General features: G+C 48.5%; 14 protein-coding genes. All 14 read right to left on the bottom strand.

Annotation, left to right across the window (positions count from 1 at the left end):
* Positions 1–3: 3 nt before the first annotated feature.
* Positions 4–864, bottom strand: coding sequence for an ABC transporter permease (locus MKY87_RS13410; RefSeq protein WP_235193717.1), 861 nt, complete (start codon positions 862–864; stop codon positions 4–6).
* 328 nt (positions 865–1,192) lie between these two features.
* On the bottom strand, positions 1,193–2,740 hold the full coding sequence (locus MKY87_RS13415; RefSeq protein ID WP_340964854.1) for a response regulator: 1,548 nt from the start codon (positions 2,738–2,740) through the stop codon (positions 1,193–1,195).
* A gap of 270 nt (positions 2,741–3,010) precedes the next feature.
* The gene (locus tag MKY87_RS13420; protein ID WP_340967439.1) at positions 3,011–3,925 is read right to left on the bottom strand and encodes a class I SAM-dependent methyltransferase; all 915 of its coding nucleotides are present in this window, start codon (positions 3,923–3,925) and stop codon (positions 3,011–3,013) included.
* Positions 3,926–4,133: 208 nt separating this feature from the next.
* Complete coding sequence (locus tag MKY87_RS13425) at positions 4,134–5,357, bottom strand: MFS transporter (RefSeq protein WP_340967441.1); 1,224 nt, start codon at positions 5,355–5,357, stop codon at positions 4,134–4,136.
* Between the two features lie 192 nt (positions 5,358–5,549).
* A complete protein-coding gene (locus MKY87_RS13430; RefSeq protein ID WP_340964856.1) occupies positions 5,550–7,613 on the bottom strand; it encodes a molybdopterin-containing oxidoreductase family protein in 2,064 nt (687 codons plus the stop codon).
* A gap of 443 nt (positions 7,614–8,056) precedes the next feature.
* Complete coding sequence (locus MKY87_RS13435; RefSeq protein ID WP_338588850.1) at positions 8,057–8,908, bottom strand: formate/nitrite transporter family protein; 852 nt, start codon at positions 8,906–8,908, stop codon at positions 8,057–8,059.
* Between the two features lie 375 nt (positions 8,909–9,283).
* Positions 9,284–10,645: an FAD-dependent oxidoreductase gene (locus tag MKY87_RS13440; RefSeq protein WP_340912225.1), complete on the bottom strand. Its 1,362-nt coding sequence runs from the start codon at positions 10,643–10,645 to the stop codon at positions 9,284–9,286.
* Between the two features lie 512 nt (positions 10,646–11,157).
* Complete coding sequence (locus MKY87_RS13445) at positions 11,158–11,637, bottom strand: glutathione peroxidase (RefSeq protein WP_047840764.1); 480 nt, start codon at positions 11,635–11,637, stop codon at positions 11,158–11,160.
* Between the two features lie 239 nt (positions 11,638–11,876).
* Positions 11,877–12,761: an ABC transporter ATP-binding protein gene (locus tag MKY87_RS13450; protein ID WP_091012819.1), complete on the bottom strand. Its 885-nt coding sequence runs from the start codon at positions 12,759–12,761 to the stop codon at positions 11,877–11,879.
* Between the two features lie 630 nt (positions 12,762–13,391).
* Positions 13,392–16,586 carry a GAP1-N2 domain-containing protein gene (locus MKY87_RS13455; protein WP_340964859.1) on the bottom strand — a complete coding sequence of 1,065 codons (3,195 nt, stop codon included), beginning with the start codon at positions 16,584–16,586 and terminating at the stop codon, positions 13,392–13,394.
* A complete protein-coding gene (locus MKY87_RS13460; RefSeq protein WP_024632789.1) occupies positions 16,583–17,842 on the bottom strand; it encodes a TRAFAC clade GTPase domain-containing protein in 1,260 nt (419 codons plus the stop codon). The genes MKY87_RS13455 and MKY87_RS13460 overlap by 4 nt, the downstream gene beginning before the upstream one ends.
* A 90-nt stretch (positions 17,843–17,932) precedes the next feature.
* Positions 17,933–18,580: a beta-mannanase gene (locus MKY87_RS13465; protein WP_076209731.1), complete on the bottom strand. Its 648-nt coding sequence runs from the start codon at positions 18,578–18,580 to the stop codon at positions 17,933–17,935.
* A 19-nt stretch (positions 18,581–18,599) separates the two neighbouring features.
* Positions 18,600–19,883 carry a vWA domain-containing protein gene (locus MKY87_RS13470; protein WP_340964861.1) on the bottom strand — a complete coding sequence of 428 codons (1,284 nt, stop codon included), beginning with the start codon at positions 19,881–19,883 and terminating at the stop codon, positions 18,600–18,602.
* 85 nt (positions 19,884–19,968) lie between these two features.
* Positions 19,969–22,404, bottom strand: coding sequence for a transcription initiation factor TFIID (locus tag MKY87_RS13475; protein ID WP_340964863.1), 2,436 nt, complete (start codon positions 22,402–22,404; stop codon positions 19,969–19,971).
* Between the last annotated feature and the right edge of the window lie 3 nt (positions 22,405–22,407).

Here is a 22,407-nt window from a genome sequence, read left to right on the forward strand (position 1 = left end):
CGATTACCATAGACTGGTTGAGTTAAGCTTTCTGCTGATCGCATTTGCGATAATAAGTAGCGCGAAATTAATGACGCCATTGAAAAGTCCGATGGCCGTTGAATACGTATAGTTGCCCTCCAAAATACCCGATCGATAGACAAAGGTGGAGATAACATCCGATGTCTCATAGGTCGGTGCCGTTTGCATCAGCAATATTTTCTGAAAATCCGCGTTCATGACCGCCCCCATACGCAGAATTAACATGATCACAATCGTTGGCATAATGCCCGGCAGTGTAATATGTAATAGCTGTCTCCAGCGGCCTGCACCATCAATTTTGGAAGCCTCATACAACTGAGGATCAATACCACTTAGTGCTGCCAAAAAGATAATCGAGGCCCAGCCTGCGCCCTGCCATATGTTGGACAGGATGTACATCGGACGGAACATATCTTTTTCCGCCAAAAACATAATCGGCTGCAGATCGAAAAAGTCACGAATGACGTTAAATAACCCACCGTCCAGAGATGAGAACGTTTTCAACATTCCAACCACGACAACAACCGAGATGAAATGCGGCATATAACTGATGGTCTGTACTGCGCCTCTGAACCACTTCTTCCGGACTTCATTCAGCAACAGTGCTAGTAGAATCGGAGCCGGAAAACCAAACACAATACTGTAAAAACTCAAAATCAGTGTGTTCTTAATCAGTCGCCAGAAATAATAACTTTCGAAAAACATGGTGAAGTTGTCAAATCCGACCCATTCGCCTGCCAAGATTCCTTTGATCGGGTTGTAGGATTCCTGAAATGCCATCAGTAGCCCGTACATTGGCCCATAGCTGAAAATCAGATAGTAGGCTACCACAGGAACGAGCATCAGATAAACGTATCTGTTGCGGACAAGTTCCTTTTTCACCGAACTCCATTTGCCAGCTGGCTTCAAACGCCCAGGTTCAATTCCCCGGCTTCGATTCAGCTCCATCCACTCGCCCTCCACTCTCGGTATTGATTAACATGACACTTCTAATGATAGAAGCGAGCGCCTTTTCTTCCCATGCTCATTTCCGTTAAATGGATGTTCAAAACCGAGTTCCGTCCGACAAAAAAAGACCCTGCTGCCGATGAATGGCGTACAGGGCCCGATCACAGATTAGATGTAGATCGGATATAAAGATTAGCTATGTAGAAGCGACAGCAACGCTGTCTTAGGGAACTTTTTTATACTCGGAAGGGGAGAATCCCGTGTATTTCTTGAACATTTTGCTGAAATACGGCCAGTTGGCACCAAACCCTGTCTGCTCGGCAAGCGAGGATACAGTGCAGTTCCCGTCCTGCTCCAGAAGTTCCAATGCTTTGCGGATGCGGTAGCTTAACACATAGTTCGTAAATTTCTCACCGGTTTCTTTTTTGAACATTTTGCCGATGTAGTCTGGATTCATGTATATTTCCCCAGCGATGGACTGGAGTGTTAATGTCTCGTCCCTGTAGCGCTTCTCTACCAACTGTTTCACACTGCCTACCATCTGCGATTGTCTGGAGCGGTGTTGTTCGTAACGGCGAAGCGTGATTTCCTTGGCAACGGCAAGCAGAAACTGTTGAAAAGAATGCAGGGTGCTGGATTCTATCATGCCTGGCAACTGGTCCATATACCTTTTCATCTCGGCAGAGCCACTGAGTCGAATCATCTCCATAAACATCTGAATAAGATAGGACTTCGTTTGGGATATATCGTATCGCAAGCTGGCCAGCAGCTGAAACATCCGGTTCAGCTCTGATCCCACTTCCTGCCAGTGTCCCGCCTTGATTGCAGTAACCATCCGCTCCGGATCGTATTCGAATTCAGGAAGAATGCGTTCTCCAGGAGAGTAAATATCCCGTTCCATAATGAGACTGCCCTCACCGAGGTAAAAGCGGTAATTGAGATAAACCAGCGTCTGCATGTACAAATGGCGTGCCTGCGAGAGGTCTCCTGGCTCGCTTAGCGCTATTGTGAGATCATCATGATAATATCGGGTAAATGTGGCGCGAATCTCATCGATATTATGGAACAACTGTGTTTCAGACAACTTGTCCTCCATCATCAGTAACACATGCCCTCCAACCGTGGTACTTAAGATCGGATTGTGAAAAATATCCTCGGCAATGTTCTTGACCGCGAACAAGTGCAGATACTCATGATCCCCCTCGATCTCTACCAGCAGCAACCGCACACGCTGATCCTGGAACTGTACATCGAATAATTCCTCGAAATATTTCCACTCCTTGGCGCCATACGTTCTGTTGGTCACCAGCTCTTTCAGAAAATATTCCTTGGCATGCGGCAGTACACGCTCCAGATTATATTGGATCGACTGTACAAAGCGCTCTTGATCAGTCAACTCCCGCTTCTCACTGACCAATTCACTAATAGCCTGTACAAGATGCTCCTCGCTGCAGGGCTTGAGCAAATAGTGCTTCACTCCATAATGCATGGCCGTCTTCGCATATTCAAATTCCGTAAAACCCGTAAGCATGATAAATGAGATATCCTGATACTTTTCAGCCACCGCTTCAACCAGCTGTAATCCATCCATGCCCGGCATGCGAATGTCCGAGATGATAATATCCGGACGTTGCCGCTCAATTGAAGCAAGCGCTTCCAATCCATCTTGAGCAATGCCGATCAGTTCTGTTCCTAATCGGGTCCAGTTCACAACACTGGAGATCCCGTCCGAGATCATAAATTCATCATCGACCAACAAAACCTTGTACATCGTATGCATCCCCCTGCCTTTAACCAGATCCATTCTATTATATGGGCATTATGCACAAATAGAGGCAAGGACATTGAATGACATGGAATTGCACCCTAACAAGTCTGATTTCTGAACATTTGTATCACATGCGAAAATATTGACTACCGAATCATGGTCTATGTTGATCCTTCGTTCAAACCAAACAACCCTCACCCTGCCTCAGGATGAAGGTTGGTCGTTGCTATGCAAATGTAGGCTATCTAGGTAATCCTGTATGCCCAGATTGATTTATTTTTTTACCGCGTGAATGAAATGTATCGTTTCAAATGCCCTTAGATGATCGGTTCGATCCTGGAAAAACTGTTCCTGAATCGCCTCTGGAGTCAGATGCTCATAGATAAGCAACCCCGCTTCATCAAGCAAGGCCTCCATCTCCACATATGAGTACCCGGATTGCATCGGCTCACCGCCAGCTGCTGCCATCTGGATCATATGGTCCACGCGATTAGATATGCCCTTTGTATCAAAAAGATGTTCGTCAGCGTAGTCAAAAACAATTGAACTGCCGGAAGGCAGTTTCGTAAACAACACTTGTAACAACCGGGACAAGTCTTCTTTGGTCAAGTAAAAAGAGACGCCAAGTAAACTCACAAAGGATTTCTCGCTGCTTAACTCTTCAGTCACGAGCGTTATAAGGGAATCCTTATCGGTCAAATCCATAGCTACAAAGTGCAGATTGGATGGAATAGGTAGTTTCGAGGACGACAGCCGACTACGTTTGAATTGCTGTGTGGCTGGGATATCCACTTCAATGATGTTCAGTCTATCCTTTAATTCCGGATACCGAAACGCAAACGTATCCAGACCGGCTCCAAGTATTACATATTGCGTGCCTCCCAATGCCATTTCATGAAGCAGCACTCGTTCGCAATATGCGGCACGTGCCAAGGGGGTTGGAGCAAGCTGGGTCTGTACAATCCACCTCAGTATCTCATCCGGGTCGTCCTTGATCAGATGAGCCATGTCCGGGTTGAAAAAATGGATACCTTGAATCATATTCTCACGGATATCCGAAAACTCTTGAGGAGTGATAAGCGCACTGGCTATATAATCATCCAAAATAAGAGGTGTATCGTATTGGCAGTGGTAAGATCGACCAAAAGCCGAAATCAAGGATGTAATGCTGGACTCATTTTGCTTCATCATATTTCATCCTCCCGTACAAACAAAAATAAGATTCCCCTGGCCAGGAGAATCTTAGTATATACGGAATGTTTTAATATGTAAATTATAGCATAAAAAGATTTTTTTGTCAACCATAATTTACGGATGAACAGACAGTTTACAGTGAATTTACCGTCCACTTCAACTCGTTCTTCCTTCCGCATCCTATCCAACCCGATGAGATCTGTTAGGCGTCCATTCCATACTCCTTCACTTCACGATTACGGTTCAACACCGCATGCAACACAAAACCAAGTACCGCAATAGCTGCTGTGCCTGTTGCCAGCCACGCTACCGGAATAAGTCCCTGTTTGTCATACATGACCCCCATCGCATAGGGGCCGATAACCCGTCCAACCGCACCGATCCCACCCGATATCCCGATGTAAAAAGGCGCCGCCCTGCCCGCATGCTCCGAGATAAACGCAGGTGTTGCAGGGGAGATCAACATCTCTCCAAACGTGGCAAGTACCATGGCAAGCACCATGCCCGGATAGCTGTACATGGTAATCATCACGATGTAGGCCATGCCATAGAATACGGCACTCGCGGTCATCTGGGCAGTGGAGGTACGGGCCATGGTCCGTTTCACCCAGCTGGTAAAAGGTTGGCCCACAAAGATCAGCACCCCGTTCAGGGTCCAGAGCAGACCGTACATTCTTTTTTCCATACCCTCAGAGATGATATACGGGGACACACCTGTGTTCCAGATGGAGTTGCCGAATAACAGGAAGAGCACGCCCAAGCTCATAAACAGATATAATCGGGTATTACCCAGCAATGCCCAGACGCCCGGCCCATCGGGGACGGTTTTGCGTTTGGTCAGATGTACTTCCCCCTGATCCGGTTCGACCCGCGACAGATAATACCAGAAGAAAATCGCAAACCCGGCTGAGGTCACTCCGTTCAGTACAAAGCTGAGGTGATAGGAAAAGTCAGCCAGAAAACCACTCAGCGCCGTACCAATCGCCACCCCAATATTGTTCGCCACATAGATAATATTGAATAATTCACCGCGTTGCTCCGCAAACCGGAAGCCAATAAAGGCCTGAATCGCTGGCAGCGACAATGAACTGAACAGACCAATCCACCCCATCGCACATATAAATACGACCCAATACGCACTAATCCAGGGCAGCGCAAACAAACCTAACGCATTAAGCGCCAGTGAGCCAATAATCAGCTTCTTCACGCCCACCCGGTGATACAACGAACCACCAAGCAATTGTCCAAAGATGCCACCCAGGGACTGAATGAGGATTACAAAACCCGCGTTAGCCATCGTCCGTCCTAGCTCATCAAACACATACATCGTGGTCAGCGGCCACATCAAGGCACTGCCTGTTGCATTAACCAGACTTGCTAATAAAAATATTCTCACTTCTTTTGGATAGTTATCCAGCCATCTCATCATCGTTAAATCATTCTCCTTAGTACCTCTGCACAAACAAATGGCCATAAAAAATAGACCTTTGCCCTGACGGCATAACCATAACCAGCCAGAGCGAAGGTTTTATGAAGTGTTACATCTATTGCACTATAATCCTGCTCAAATTCTAGCCTTTGTTCATCTTACCTCAAAAAAATCACCCTGCAAGCACACTCATTGACGCTTCACTTCAACAGTGGCCGAGAAGAAGGTAGCACCGTTGCCCATGTCCGACAATCGGTTGGATGTGAGCGAGTTTGCCCGCTGCTTCTTCCCGTCACCATCCCACCATAAGCCTTGGCTGATAACAGTTCCCGGCAGCATGGCTTCACTTACCTTGGCGGTAAGTTCAATGCGCCCACGATCATTCCATACGAGCACCGCATCTCCATCCTCCACGTTTCTGCGGGCAGCGTCTTCAGGATGCATTTGCAATAGAGGCATCTTTTCCAAACGCTGATGTTTGGCTGAATTGCCAAAGGTGGAGTTCAGGAAATTATGGTTTGGCGGCGACAGGAACATCAATGGATAGGTATCGGCAGGTCCAGCCGGATTCTCCCCATCATATCCTTCAACCAGAGCACTATAGGTAGGGAGCGGGGGAAGCCCTCTCTGTTCCATCGTCTCGGAATACAATTCGATTTTGCCTGAAGGCGTGGGCAGCTGATCCAGATATGTAGCATGTGGCGTCATATCCAGCTTCACGAATCGATGTTCCTTCAGTCCCTCCAACGTGACCCCATTCATGTAGGGGTTGCCTGTGCCCTGAAGTGCGTCCTCAATCATCTGTTCCGGCGTTTCTCCGAAGATTGCAGGATCGTACCCCATAGCCTGCCCAAGCAGTGAGAACAGTTCCACGTTGCTCTTGCTCTCCCCAATCGGTGCAATTACCGGCTCTTGCAGATGAACGTACTGATGCCAATAAGAGGTGTACAGGTCCGTCGCTTCAAATGAAGATGTGGCTGGCAATACGATATCTGCATATTTCGCCGTATCCGTGATGAACAGATCATGCACAACCGTGAACAGATCTTCCCGTGCAAAACCTCGCTCCACCCGCTCGGTATCCGGTGCCACCACCAGTGGATTGCTGCAGTAAACCATCATAGCCCGGATCGGCTGCTCTGCTTCCAGCAACGCTTCACCAATCCGGTTCATGTTCACTACTCGCGGCTCCGGATTCTGCCGCAGCTCCGGACGTTCCAGCGCGTCGCTATTCGTGCTCGCGTAGCTGTTCGTGCGAACGGCACCGCCGCCTTGCTTCAGCCATTGCCCTGTAATGGCAGGCAGACAAGCAACGCTACGCACGTTCATCCCCCCATTATCATGGTGCTGGAGGCCATTGCCGATGTGAATATGGGCTGCCTGTGCGTTGCCGTATAGTTCGGCCAGCTCCACAATGGTTTCCTCCGGCACACCCGTAATGCGTGCAACACGTTCAGGGTTGTAACTGCGGACATGATCACGCAGTGCCTCATGACCCACTGTATACTTTTGCATAAACGCTTCATCCGTTAGTCCCCGTTCGAACAGCACATGCATCAAACCCAGCGCTAGTGCGCTATCCGTGCCCGGATACAAAGGAATAAACCAGTCGCCCCATTGGGCCGTACGATTGCGATGAACGTCGATGACGACGATCTTGGCGCCTTTCTTACGGGCTTTCTCCGCCAAAACGACCTGGTGCATATTCGTACTGACGATATTACCGCCCCATACCAGGATGAGATCCGCGTGCTCCGTATCTTCCGGCACCGTTCCGTGGTTGGCGCCCATCGTATATTTCCAGCCGGTATTTCCAGCAGAGTTACAGATCGTCTGCTCCAGCACACTTGCACCAAGCGCATTGAAGAAACGTCGGTCCATGCCGTCTACGCCGAGAATGCCCATGTTACCGTAAAAGCTGTAGGGCAGGATGCTCTCCGGGCCGTAAGTCTCGGACAATGCAGTGAATTTGGTCGTAATCTCGTAAATCGCTTCATCCCAACTGATTCGTTCAAACTGGCCTTCACCTTTGGCTCCTACACGTTTCATCGGATATTGTAGACGCTCGGGGTGATACACCCGCTCGGTCATATTTCTGACTTTATTACAAATGGCACCCTTGGTGATCGGATGATCCGGATTGCCTGCCACCTTCACAATTTTACCGTTCTCTTTATGTAGTAACAGACCACAAGTATCCGGACAATCGAGCGGGCATACCGCTGCGAAAATTCCATTCTCCTGATCGATCATCGTATGGCTCCCCCTCTTTAAAAAACTATCCCTATATCATATCTTCTTCGAGGTTAATACGTAAAGAGAACAATATATTTTCGCCCAATATTCACCGCTATAGCGGATTAAAATTATTTTCAAAAAAATGTTTTGCCATTTGATTCAACTTCAGAATTCAGGGGTAAATTAAAAATAAGGCATTAGGCTAGTGTTTCCCCACTTCCTCCTCATGCCATATCATGGACCACTCCCGAAATTCGCCATGAACAGGTTTCGTTCCCCCGAACCTTGTCATGGCGAATTTATTTTGCGTTAAACTCCAACAAGGACCCCATACAAAAAAACGATCCCGCCTTGCTCCATCACAGCATATTCGCCATGAACCGAGCAAGATCAGAATCGTCTTCTCTTCTACATGAATGTTCCATTACCCATGTATACATACGTGTATATATGCCCTGCTACGCCTGCTTGCTCCACATCGCTCTGGCCTCCGTCTCCACAGCTTCGATCGACGTGGCTACCTCCGGTTTCACTTTCGGCTCAGCTTGGCGCAGGTACACCACCCAATAGGCTGCAGCTACAAACAGAGCACCACCAGTCAGATTCCCGAGCCATACCGGAATGAAATTCATCACATATTGGCCCCACGAATAATGTCCTTCGAAGATTGCCGCCGGGATGAGGAACATATTGGCCACAACGTGCTGGAATCCAATGGCCACAAACGCCATCGTTGGAAACCAAATACCCAGTACCTTGCCACTCATTGTATCCGATGCATAAGATAGCCACACCGCCAGCGCGACCAGCCAGTTACAGCCGATGCCTGAGATAAAAGCCTGCAGGAATCCGTCATGCAGCTTGTGTCCAGCCATATCCACCACTTTCGCCAGATATACACCCTCTCCGGTCAGACCAAGCACATGTCCAAACGCGTATGCGACAAACAAAGCTCCAACAAAGTTACCAATCGTCACTAAGGTTAGATTTTTCAACATATTACCAACGGATAACTTTCGAGCAATCGTCGCGAGTGGAACTGCCATCATGTTACCTGTCAGCAACTCGCCACCACCGATGAGCACCAAAATTAGTCCCACCGGGAACACTGCTGCACCAATCAGATTAACCAGACTTCCCCACTCAGCAGGAGCAGATGCAATCACCCGAATATCCAGTAGAAAACCGAGCGCAATAAAAGCCCCTGCCAGAAAACTAAGCACCAGTACAGAAGACACCGGATATTGAGCCTTCTTCATGCCTGTTTGCGCCGTATATTGTGCAACCTCAAGAGGTGTTTTTGCTGCCATATCATTCATCCTCTCCTTCATTGTTCATCATTGGATAAAACCATTTGAAATTCATTAGTTATGCGTTGAATACCACATCCTAATTGTATCTCGGTCCTAAACATAACTTTGTGCAAATTATCACAATGTTGTTTAAAAAAATACTTTCAGAGCGTCTTTGAATAGTTAAGTCAGCAGAGTATAGTAAGACCTTTTGAAGCTAAAAAATCACAAAAAAGACTGACGATATACTCGCCAGTCTTCTTTTTCCTATATAATCGTCCGCCTTGTTTCGTAATCCTGGCAGTTATTGTACACCTCATGTTTACAGATAAGCATGACTTATCTTTGTATGGCGTTTATCATGCTAGCTGTTCGACCATCTATTCTGCTTGCTTACACCATTGCTGGTGCTTTTACTTCTACCGGTGGCAGTGCTTGCAGACCAGCCGTGTTCAGGAAGTTCCATGGTTTGTTGTAATGTGGCTGGAAGAAGAAGTCGATGAAGGCCAGCTCATCTACGGTCATGTTGTTTTGGATGCAGACCGAGATCGTATTAATCGATTGGGTCAGGTCAACCTGAGACATCACCTGTGCTCCGACGATCCGACGAGTTGCCTGCTCATATACCACTTTAAGCAACAGTTTCTCAGCCGTTGGCATAAACTCCGGACGGTAGCTATCTTCCAGTACGACAGATTCCACAATCAAACCTTCGTCAGCAGCAGACATTTCCGTCATTCCTGTACCTGCGATATTTTGCTCATAAATTTTGATACCGGATGTTCCTTGTGTACCCATGTATGGTGTCGTAGGACGAACCAGGTTGCGGGCTACAAGTGTACCCATCCGTACGGCGTTGGTTGCCAGCGGAATGTAAGATGCTTTACCTGTCGGGTTGTAATGAATAGCACAGCTGTCACCTGCAGCGAAGACGTCTTTTTGACTCGTTTGCATATATTTATCCACGACGATTGCGCCATTTGGCAGCATATCCACTTGGCCTTTAAGCAACTCTGTATTTGGACGGAAACCAATGCACAGAATAACCAGATCGGTTTCAAACTCTCCTTTGGACGTAATCACCTTAGTTACTTTGCCATTCTCTCCAGTAAACTTCTGTACCGTTTGACCAAGAGCCAGCTTGATGCCACGCCCAGTCAACGTATCTTCGATCGCATCCGTGAATTCAGGGTCCAGGTATTTGTTCAAAATCCGGTCCACACTGTCGATCAGGGTAACTTCCTTGCCATTCATTTGGAAAGCTTCCACCAGCTCAACGCCGATATATCCTGCACCTACAACGGTAACACGTTTGGCATCTTTGGCTTTTTCAATAATCGTGTTGGAATGATTGTAGTTTTTGCAAAGTAAAATGTTATCCATCTCGATGCCTTCAAGCTTCGGAACGACAGGCCATGACCCCGTTGTCACAATCAGTTTGTCAAACGTATCTTCAAATTCTTCCCCGGTTTGCAGGTTTTTAGCCCGAAGGGTATGACCCTTGGCATCTACTGCTGTAACTTCATGAAGCATCTTGGTCTCAACACCAAGCTCTGCCAATTGATTAGGCGAAGAATAGAACAAACCGTCAGGGTCTTTCACAACTCCACCTACGTAGAGCGCAATGCCACAAGATAGGAAGGAGATATTGTCATTGCGCTCATACACCGTGATGGTAGCATCCGGGTACAATTTGGCGGTGTTTACGATGGCTGCGGTCCCTGCGTGTGTACATCCGATAACTGCGATTTTCATTAAAAGTTCCTCCTCGAAATATATAAATGAGTTTGAATATAACGTTATGATGGTTGTGAAATATTTCACTTCTTGTTCGAAACTGTGTATGTGATTTATTTCACTTTATACACTCATTATAATGTGATCTTTTTCACATTGCAATAGGTTGAGCAAAAAAAGTTTGTCGAAAGAAGTCATTTCCCTGTATTTAAGCCTTTCTCCCCTTCATTGTATTGGTTTCATTGTCCCCGGATTGGGGTCGATTTATGCTATGCAAAGGCTTCCGCGTTCCCTGTATGGACACAGTATGGACGTATAAAATTAGAGTCCTCTCCCACATTCATGTTTTACTTGTACAAAAATAAATGCATTCAATTTCCGCTAAATTGTTGATTTTTAAATTGGTAAACGCTTACAAATTTACCCTGAAGCCACCCCCTACCTGTGAAGAGAATATAGCCACGCTATATAAAATAATCAAAGAAGCCTATCCTTGCTTATGCAAGGACAGGCTTCTCAACGTTCATGTATTAACCGAGCAATTTCTCGATATCTGCAATCATTGTCTCCGGAGATTCTTTCGGTTCAACACGACCTACCACTTCACCTTCACGGTTAACAAGGAACTTGGTGAAGTTCCATTGGATGTCGCTTGTTTCACCTACGCCAGGTTGTTGCTCCTTCAGGTATTGGAACAGGGGATGAGTGTCCTCACCATTCACATCTACCTTGGCAAACACCGGGAAATTCACACCATAGTTAATCTGGCAAAATGATTCCGCTTCCTCACTTGTACCTGGCTCCTGCCCTCCAAACTGGTTACAAGGGAAACCCAGTACAACCAAGCCTTGATCGCGATAACGATCATAAAGCTTTTGCAATTCACCGTATTGCGGGGTCAGCCCACACTTGCTGGCTGTATTAGCAATGACCAATACCTTACCTTGATACAGATCCAGTGAGACTTCTTGGTTCGCGGTGGTTACCGCCTGATATGAATATACGGACATGACTGATTCCTCCCATGACATATGTTGGTTTGGGCTGTTGCGAGCACGTTGGCATAACCAATGGACTCACAGCCTGTCCTATTATTATAGACCTGATCCAATGCGATTACCAAATCCCGGGTCTACCCGTCCCCTTTGCTCCCATGCGTTGCAAATTCCCCATGAATGCAAAAGAGCCGCGTGCGATAGCGCACAGCGGCTTCATTCTATAATGTAATGACCACATATGGCCCATTTCGTTAACTTCCTGTCGCTTGAACACGTGGTTCTGTCCGTCCTCCAGCATGAACCATCGCACTGTTCATGACCATCTGCTCTGGCGTCTTCGATTGCTGACGTTCGCCTGCAAGAGCGTAAGGCAAGCAGAGCGGTACACCGGAACGCGGATCAATCACAATATCTGCTTCAATGTTAAATACTTCACGAAGCACATCCGAATTCATAACTTCCACAGGTGAACCATGAGCAATGGCTTTACCTTTTTTGATACCAATCATGTGATGTGCGTAGCGGGAAGCATGATTCAAGTCATGTACAACCATAACAATGGTACGGTTGGCTGTGGCATTCAGTTGCTCCAGTAATTGCAATACTTCGAGCTGGTGAGCCATATCCAGGAACGTAGTCGGCTCGTCCAGGAAAAGGATATCCGTCTCTTGTGCAAGTGCCATGGCAATCCAGGCACGTTGACGCTGTCCACCGGAAAGTTGATCAATCGGACGATCATGGAATTCAGTCATGGCTGTCACTTCGATAGCCCATTCAATCATGCGTTTGTCTTCCGCACGCATGGAGCCAAATCCTTTTTGATAAGGAAAGCGACCATACGATACCAGTTCAGTAACGGTAAGACCTTCAGGGGCTGTTGGATTCTGTGGCAAAATCGCAAGTTGCTTGGCAACTTCACGCGTGGACTGTTTATGGATGGACTTCCCGTCGAGCAATACATTACCTGCTTTTGGAGCCATAATACGTGCCATCGTTTTAAGGATGGTTGACTTCCCTGAACCATTGGCTCCAACAAGTGCTGTAATTTTTCCTTGGGGAATCTGAATATTCAGATCCTCTACAATTAGTCTTTCCTCATAAGCGATATCCAGCTTGGTCGTCTCCAGACGAAACATGCGATCATCCCTCTCTCATTTATCCCGGTTATGTAATCCGGCTATGACAACAAAAACGAAATTGTAATTCTGTGTATTTCCGACGCAAATATCTTCTACACTAAAGATACTGATAATCATTATCATTTGTCAACATAAAAAACCAAATTTTCTTCTCTTTTCGTGCTTTATTTGCTCTTTCTGTAGCAGAAATCTCCCTCTTTTCCCAAGTGCATATGAGATCTTTTCTCATTCATTCCGCGCACTTTATCATTTCTGACTGTCTTTCAAACTCTTGAATCGCAAATTTTGTGTCTGAATTGTGAATGTGGCCACTCCGATGACAGAACAACCTTCTGATCGCTGTTATCCCCAGATTTTTTGATCCTTTTTTAAAGGATAAATCCGGGGATAAAGGCGAACGCTTCACTTCTTCAGGTTATTTCTGTCCTCTCCGTTTTTGTGTAAATGTTAGTTCAATCTATTCAGCCGCCATATCAAATAAAAAAAGATGACCTTGAAATTCAAGTTCAAGGTCATCTCACATACGCTCGTTAAATAAGGTATGAAATCAGCATTTTTTTCATTGTTGGATCAAAAGACACTCAATGATTCTATGCAACACACTCAAATAATATGATGATTTACAGCTTAATTAGGCTGCGGCATCAATTGGATTATCGTCATATTGCCCTGCGTACTCTTCACACTGACAATGCTCTCGGCATCAATATCTGCTGGAAGATCGATCTGCAATCCATACGGATAAAGGCGATCTACCTCTCCAATAGACATCTGTGCAGGAGTGGTCGCATCCGCATCATGTTCATTGGATACAGATGTGTCAGGTGATGTCGAACCTGTAGCTTGATCTGCATCAGTACCTTGATCCGTGTCTCCACTCGCAGCATTAGACGATGCATTCGTACCGGTATCCGTTGTTGTGTCGGTAGCAGGATCTGAAGTGGAGTCACCAGATGATGGGTCTGCCTGCTGATCGCCATCCTGCGTCTGCTCTGTGTTCCCCGTGTCTCCCGCTGAGGAACCATCCGTGCCTCCTTCGGAAGTACTTCCTGAGCCACCATCGGAGGTATCTTGGGTATCAGGCTCTTCATTCCGATTAAAGCTCTCCCACTTACCTGTAGCATCCAACTCTTGAGTGCTGCCATCCTTCATCGTCAATTGAAGTTTGCCTTGCTCAAACTCAGTGCTTCCCGTATCATTCCTGAAACGGATCACAAGTTGAGCAGGTGATTGCGTATCCTCCTGTTCACTCGCAGGAATCATATAAGCAATCTGCTCCGCGAGCTGCACCTCAGGTTCAGCCGGTATGACAGGCTCCTGGGTAGATGGAGGGGATGCCTCTGGCGGCTCTACAGAATCTTTCATCCATGCATATGTACCGCCAGCAATACCAAGAACCAGGATCAAGAGGATTAATCCGAACAGATTTTTCCTTTTACCCGTTAGCATCCGCACCAGTGGAGAGGACAATTCCGTCTTCGCACGATCATAGACCGGCTTCATTGTCTTGCTGGCTCTTGCATAATACGGTTTGAAAGCCGACTTCGACTTGAAAGCTTCACGGTCATGGGCTTTGAAATAAGCCACGATGGCATCCGCATATCCTTTATGCGCATTGGAACCCCGGACAAACATTCGATGATCTCCTGACCAATCGAAGAATGGATACAGCCCTTCAGCACGACTTGCATTGGTGCGGATGAATTCAATCAGGCCAGGATAATCCAACCGATTGCTGCCGCTTCCTCCCCGATAAAAAGCCATCGGCAAAGCTTCATATGCCTCGATCCCCGGATGAGCCTGCAGCTCTCCGGCAAGCCAGCGACGCGTCCAGCGCTGAAGTTCATTGCGTTCTGCCAGGGAAAGTGCCTCCAATGCCTCTTCTTCATTCCCCTCGCCACTAAGCCACGCTCTAGCTGCCAGCATCATGTTCGTTCGAGCGGAAACATCCGAGCCCTGACGTGCCGCCCAATCCCGAACCTCATTGCCATGCTGCAAAATATCGATACTTAACAGCTGTTCACGGTTAACCCGTTCCAGATCCAGATCCTGAATCATAAACAGGTTAATGACATAAGCAAGCTTGTCTGCAAGGCGGGTTAACTCCTCCTGATATGCCGGATCTTGACTGGCAGACGGAGATTTACCTTTTCGATTAGAGCGGGCTGTAGATTCAGACTGACCAATTCGTGCAGTAATACCTGTATCATAAATACTCTCAGCTGGTACCTGATCCAGTATGCTAACGCGCTGGAGTGCTTCATTCGCAGCTTGCACCGGATTAGGTGCAGAACATAACCGTTCACGCAGCTCACTGGCTGTCCGCTCCAGCAAGAAGCTGTAGTGGATCGCAGATGGATGGGACGTAATCCATTTTTGGATCACTTCCACAACGTTCGCTGCCGATTCGGTACGTTTCAGCTGATTATCCAGATAAGGCTCGAACAATAGCTTGGTGAGCGATTCATTGGCCAGCACTTTATCAAAGAATGCCCGATTCAGCTGCGTATGCCGATCCAGCACAGCATACAGTTCCTGCACAGCACGCATACGCTTCTGGGCGCGGGCATTATTCACACCGTAGATGAAATAGTCCACAATCCAGGATTGCACCACAGGCGCGGCAACACTGAAGTATTCTCCAATGCGAGCAGCAACGTCTTCTTCGGGTACGTTCTCGCGCTTCACACTGTCCAGTTCTCGGCTGAGCAAGGTCAGGAACAGCTCGTTCAGGCGGGAACGTTGCCGCGATCCACCATCCGGCTTCAGATAGGTCAACAAGCCACTCAGGACATGGCTTTTGTTATCCAGGTACAGATCTTCCATGCCTTGTTCAAGAGCATAGAACACCGATAGTTCGCCATAGGCTTCAATGGAAAGCTCCCGTCCAGGCTCCATGCCAGACAGCATTTCGTCCGCAAAGGTATAGAACGCATCCGCAGCACGAGGTTCCTGCAATAAAGCCCAGGCGAATTCCGCATAAGGTAACTTCGCCACTGATGCATCCGCATGTGTCACTCTGCCGGATACCAGATCAAAGGTGAAGTCCTTCTCCGTATTCCGGTCTTTCGGACGCAACGTCCCCCGCTCTACAAACTGGATGTGGATGCCCTTCTTGCCCTGCGGCTCCTTGGCAAACGTCATGAATCCCAGCTGCCGCCGGAAGGCGTATGGTAACGCTGTGTACAGCAAACGTAACAATCCTTTGGCACCTGCGGTCACTTCTTCTGCGGGAAGGTCCAGCGCAATGTATACTTTTCTGCGTGTCGCTACAGACTGCATTACCGCATAGAGCAAGCGCTTGAACAGCACTTCGTTCATCTTCAAGGCGCTCAGCATCTGGCTTGGCGATGAATCAGGGCCGCTTCCCTGCGATATTGGCAATTCAGCAAGCGCTGGTAGAACTGTACCTTGTTCGATGTCATAGGACGTGGCGAACACGGCATCCAGCCAGCCGCCTTGTTTCATCTGCTCTTCCGAGCGTTCGGGAGACAAGACGTAATTATGTGCAAAAAAGGCACTTCGCAGCCCGGTGAAATCCGCAGCCTGGTACACATTTTGCCCAATAATCGTCTCTCCACTCTCCAGATGAAGCAGGTGAATGGAAGCCGGAAACTTCGTCTCGTCCTTCTCGCTACGGCCTGTTAGCTCCGCTGGAGCGTCATAGACACAGTAGGGGTGAAGCACTTTTTTGATAAAAGAAGGGTCCAGTCCCGGCGATGCCGCAACCGTATCGAACCCCTCTGTTGTGCGAAACACCCCGCGCCGCTCTCGGGTATACAACTGTTGTTCAATGGGCGGGGTTACGGAAGAACGCATCATCCCACTCTCCCCTCAATGTACTTCAGCTTGTAGAGTAACCATAGGAAGGGTTCATCCACGCGGATCGGGCTAACCACACCCTGCAATTTCATATCCACCGGATTGCTGCCTAGCGCAGATACTGCGAAATAAGCTGTATCCTTGAAGTACACATCCATCGTACCCTTGAACGGACGATCCACCTTCTCGATAAAACGCCGGATCTCCCCGTCGATATTTTCAAACTCGGTTAAGTCGAACCAATCGCGATGCACCATGTTGCGGAAGACATTACTGTTCGATTTGATATAATCCCCCTCTTCATCTTTGAGGGAATGCAGCATGTCGCTTTTCGTGAGCACAACGGCTGTTGGAATATTCGTTTTGGCTTTGTCCTGATACGCGATAAAATCTCCGAACATCGTCAGCACCACATCACGCGGCTCATCGTATCGTGGCGTCCACTCTCCCGGCTCGTTGCCGAGGTTAATGCGAATTTTGTCCCGAATCGAACGAATCTGAAGCGGGTCCACCATAAACAGGATACCTGCCGAGTTCTTGATATGCTGCCCGTGAAGTCCGAGATAATCCTGCTCCACCATACCTTCACCCGCAACGTCAAAGAACACCAGGGTCAGCGGTGCTTTATCTTCGTCCTTGAACACAAATTGGAAGATAAACGGCTCCTGCAACTTCTCCTTCTGGGTGGAATCCAGCAGATCGCCCCGTTCGAACAACGGTTCTTCATAATCCGCACGGAACCGTCGGCTGATCTCCGCATTCAGTGGCATGCAAGCCGCGTCAAAATGATCCGCTGTATAATGCTGCAATGTATGAATTAATGAAGTCATGTAGACGGATTTACCCACCTGGGACGCACCAATAATGGAAATGATGTTGCTCGGTGCTTTACCAGCCGTAACAGGTAGCTCGTTATGACATTGCGGACACAACCGGCGGCGTGTAACGACACCGTATCGATCGTTCAGACCCATCACGATGTTATCGGAATAAATACGATGTTCCTCCGGTACATCATGAGGTGCCAATACGGCCTCCATATCAAATACCGTGTCGAGTCCGAACCTTTCACGATACCGATTCAACTTCGCATCTTCCCCGAGTGCGTAGTCCTCATCATCATCGCGGTGATGGGCGGCGCGGAACACCACCTCTTCCGGTGAAAACTTGCTGAAACAATAAGGGCATACAATATCGTAAAACAGCGGACGTTCCTCCGGCTGTTGTCTCTTCAAAAACCGACTAAAAAAGCTCATAGCCACTCCCCTCCCCTGATCAGTTAGACTAAGGTGATTTACACTTGCACTACGATGACAGAGTAACCTTCCAATCGCTAGTCCAACTATCTAGTCTGATATAAGCCGATAGGCGGCTCCATATTTCGGTCCGTCCGTGAAGAATAATCGCACATAATCATCCTTGGCAACTTCAACGGGCGGCATCTCATTTCTTCCGGGAGCAAAATCACTCACAAAAGGATACACCGTACCATCTTCCTTATTCAGCGGAACCCCGCCCTGTTTGCGAACATAACAGAGAGCTTCCTTTGGAACAGGTACTTCCGCTGTGACGGTGATCAATACACTTTTTCGTTTCTGAAAAAAACCGCTCTTGTAGCGAATGGAAAAGCGGATATCCGCCTTCCCTGCGCTTGCAATCACCATGTTGTCCTCGTCTCGTTGACGGATCAGTACAGGTCCCTCTTCCTCCATCTGACACACATACACGGTGTACTTGATGGCACCAAAACCTGTGATCCGATCCGTGTAACCATTGCTCGCCTTATATTCCTCTCTCGTGTACAGCTTCAGCTTGCCCTGTGCAGGCTCTTCCCCAGTACGATCATCGCTCATCATATCCAGCTCCAGCCGTTCCACATACACAGCTTCTACCCGTTCCGGCCAGAGCCAGCGAAGTGTACAACGTCCTTCGTCCACCGCAAGTGTCAGCTTTCGAATCAAGGGTGTCGAAGGGTCTGCATCCGTAAACCGCATTTCCATTGACCTCCAGACGTTAGAATCCTTTGCTGCGTGTATCTCTTGGTCTCTGACCAAACCCTTCGGCAGAAGAAGTTCCGCCGCCCGCTTCACGACGACCCCTGCTCTTCCGCGGCGTGTTCTCCTTAATCGGAACAATCCAGGAGAAGAGGGTCAATACGCCAGACAAAATGAGCATCGCACCAAGACGTACGAATGTATCACCCACGTTCGAACCGTCGAGTCCCCACTCCAGCAGAAGCCCTGCCAGTAGACCCGACACCGCACCGCCAATACCAAAGCTGAGCGCGAGATGACGGTTATCAAATACGAGTCCGAGTGACACACCCAGCGCCACGCCAATCAGTAACACGGCTGCTACACGGAAAATCGCCAGATAAACGCTATGCTCCATCATGCCTGTACGCTCCGTCACCAGCGTCCGTTCATCAATCGTATCGTAGATCTGCTGGAATGCCAGATTCAGACCACCGGAATCTGGTACATCATAGTACATGCCACCCGTTTGCTGGGCAATATTACGCAGCAAATCCGTTCCTGATGGGTCCACCAGACTGAGGCCGACTGTATTAATGGAAATCTGTTCGTTGTTATATTGGGACAAAATATCTGCCGTATCCGCTTCACTGAAGCCATCGGATAACAAGATGACAACGGTACCGCGTTTCGGGTCCTGTTTTCCCTGAATCTGCTCCATGCCTTCCCGCAACACGGCATCAAAATTGGTGCCGCCCGAAGTTGTGACAATGCCATCGATTTTGCTATAAACCTCATTCTTGGCCGCTTCACTATCCAGCGCAATAAACGGCTGTAACAACTGCGGTTGGTCATCAAACGTAATGACAGCTACCTGTTTGTCACTCTCCATTTGGCTAATCAGTGTCTTGGCGGCTTCAAAGCGTCCGTTATCCGGATCTGTCTCGCTCATGCTGCCCGAGTTGTCGATCATCAGTACGATGTCTTTCACTTGCTTCACACCGCCTGGATTGATCTGATACAACAATTGCAGAGCCAGTCCAACAACAAACAACAGAGCGAGTGTTGCCGGAACAAGCAGTTTCCACGACAGTCCCAGATATCGCAGCTTCCATGAAGCGCCATTCAGCTTGGGTGAGATCATCTCTGCGATCAAACAGAACAATCCCACACTCAGCGCAAGTATCCCAAAGTATAATCCCATCAGCAACAGACGTGGCATCTCCCCAAGCCATTGACGCAGCATGATTTCTCCTGCCGCAAAGCCCACCGCCCCGCCTATCAGGCTAAACAGGACCAGGAGAAGATTGATTTTTCGCTGCATGTCCACATGCATCCTTTCCATACCAGCCGTAAGCAGGCTGAGTTAATACAAAATTGGTGCTGGGTGTAGGATACCGCCAGACGTCTTAACGGATGGGTGACAACTTCTCCACCAGACCTGCGGGGTGAAGTTCATAGCCATTTTCCGTATACGAGTCGTAATATACCTTACCGTTCCGATACACCATGAGATCCTCCAGATGGAAACCTCCCATCAGATTCAGCTTCTCCACGCCACTACTGCGTTCTTCGTACACCACACCCAACTTGTAGATGCGAGACGTCTCTTCGGCATGCGCCGCGTAGTCCATGAAAGCACTATGATGGTCACCAAAGAAATACTTCTCTTCATACCGATGTTCCTGCGTATAATCGAATACGCGTACCCGAACAACTGCCTGATCCTCCAGCGTGTGGTACAACCTGCGGAACAGATCATCCCGGGTTAATACGTCTTTATCTCCGTAGGCAATCGTTACATTGGCCCGCTGCAACAACTCTTCTTCAAATGGCAATCGCAACGGCTCGGCCGTAAGCAGCAAGGAGTGACATACCTCCATCAGACGTTTCAGCAGACGATCATCACCTTCTGTGGCGAGCCGGTTCATGTCTCCCATGTAACGGTCCTCAAACCATACATCCCGTCCGCGCTTGGCTTCCAGGTCGATGATTAGCTCTTCCGTCACTTTGCCGTAGTACTCCATCACGTTCTGGCCAATGTATTCATCCGCAGCGGCGATACTTTGGGTAGCTGTCTCGCGCAGTGTGCGTTCCAGCGCTTCAAGTGCTGCTGTGACGTGGCGACTAAAACGGTGAAGCTCTTCCATCTCCGTATCGTAGTTGCGCAGCAGATGTAATTCATTTTCCAGTCGCAGTAATTCTACCTTCGGTACATACACTCGCTCCAGCATGCAGTCAATCAGATTGCGTACATTCTGTTTATCACGGAACAACGCTCGTTTGAACGACTGATCTTCCACTCGCTCTTGCTGACGTTGCTCCAGCAAAGCACGTGCGGATTCAAGCTGCATCGATTTATCCCGAATCAATCCGAGCAGCGCTTCACGTACACTGCCAGGCTCACTGTCACTCCAGGCCGCCCACTGGAAGTAACCAACCTCTGAATGCTCCGCGCGGGATTGTTCGGCCTGACGGCGCAGAGAGCCGCCAGAGCTGCGCTCACGCACACGCTCTTCGACAAGACGGACAACGTTATCGCGGAAGTACGCTTCAGCTCCTTGTCCAAACAACGCTCTCTCCGCTTCACGAAGGGAGAGAGGCTTCAGATCAGAGAAACTAACGTTATGCGTCATGATGCCACTCATGCCACTAACCAGATCTTCATTGGGCAGCAGACCTTCGACTTTGCGTTCCACCGAGGCCGCATCCAATCCGAAGAAAGCGAGCTTGTCCTTGATGCTCCAATCCGGCTCCTGCCGCATGCGTGCGAGCAGATACCGATACATGTGATATAACACCGCCAAGGCAATTGGCTTGTTTGGCCGCCTAATCTCGGCAAAACCCGCACTTGCATAACCATGCTGATTAGAGGTGGTACGAATATTGTTTTTAAAAGATGTATTGTTGTATGTGTTCGCTCCCGTGCTTGAAACGGTACCCGAGTGATCCACATCCTGCTTCCTGTTCTTCAGTAAGCAGATCCGGCAAATGATCTCGGCATTTTCGATCCAGCCACCGGGAACGCCGGTTCCACGCTCATTTTTATCGGACAATAGATATACCAGATCAAACAACGGCGAAGCGGGATGTGTAACAGGAATGGAGATCACATCCTCCGTCACCAGCAGATTACCGCTGAACGTATAGTCCAAGGACTGCATATAATCCAGTTCCCGTAGAAAAGCAAGACCTGCTGCGCTGGCATACCCGAAGGAATCCACCTGTTCCATCTCACTGACCAATACATGTAGATCCGTCTGCACCGACTTGAAGGCTTGGGACAGAATGGTCTCCGTCAGCTTGGTGAGCTCCGGCAACAATACATTCAACGGATCATCCGCTCTGGTTACCACCGTAACGTAAATCCGATCAAATGACGAATATAACCGTCCATATTCGGCAATCCGGTTACTTACCCGCCGAAGCGTACGATTCAGATCAAAGAGCGCCTGATCCGATTCGTGGAAACTGCGATGTACATCTTTACGCCGTGTTTTGGACGGTCGCTCTGTCTGCCCAGCGGACAAAGGCAAGCGGTGACGAGTCACCTGACCATCATCAGACGAGCCACCATTTCTCGTTTCAACCGGAGGTGCTTCCTGATCTTCTGTCCCGATCTGAACGTAGACCACACCGTCTCCGTTATCCCACTTCAGCCGATTGATCTCCTGCACGGCAGACACGGCAGGTGCAACCAGATCACCCACAAACAGGAACAGTGCCGGGTAATGGATACTGCTGCGTCCATCACCCAGGCTGCCTTGACGCTCCTGCTCTATTGCATACTGCGCTGCATACTTCTCCAGATCACGCTTCAGGGTATTGTTCGAATTGAACTCCATCCC

Origin of the sequence: Paenibacillus sp. FSL R7-0198 (assembly GCF_038000415.1) — a bacterium.
Taxonomy (GTDB): Bacteria; Bacillota; Bacilli; order Paenibacillales; family Paenibacillaceae; genus Paenibacillus.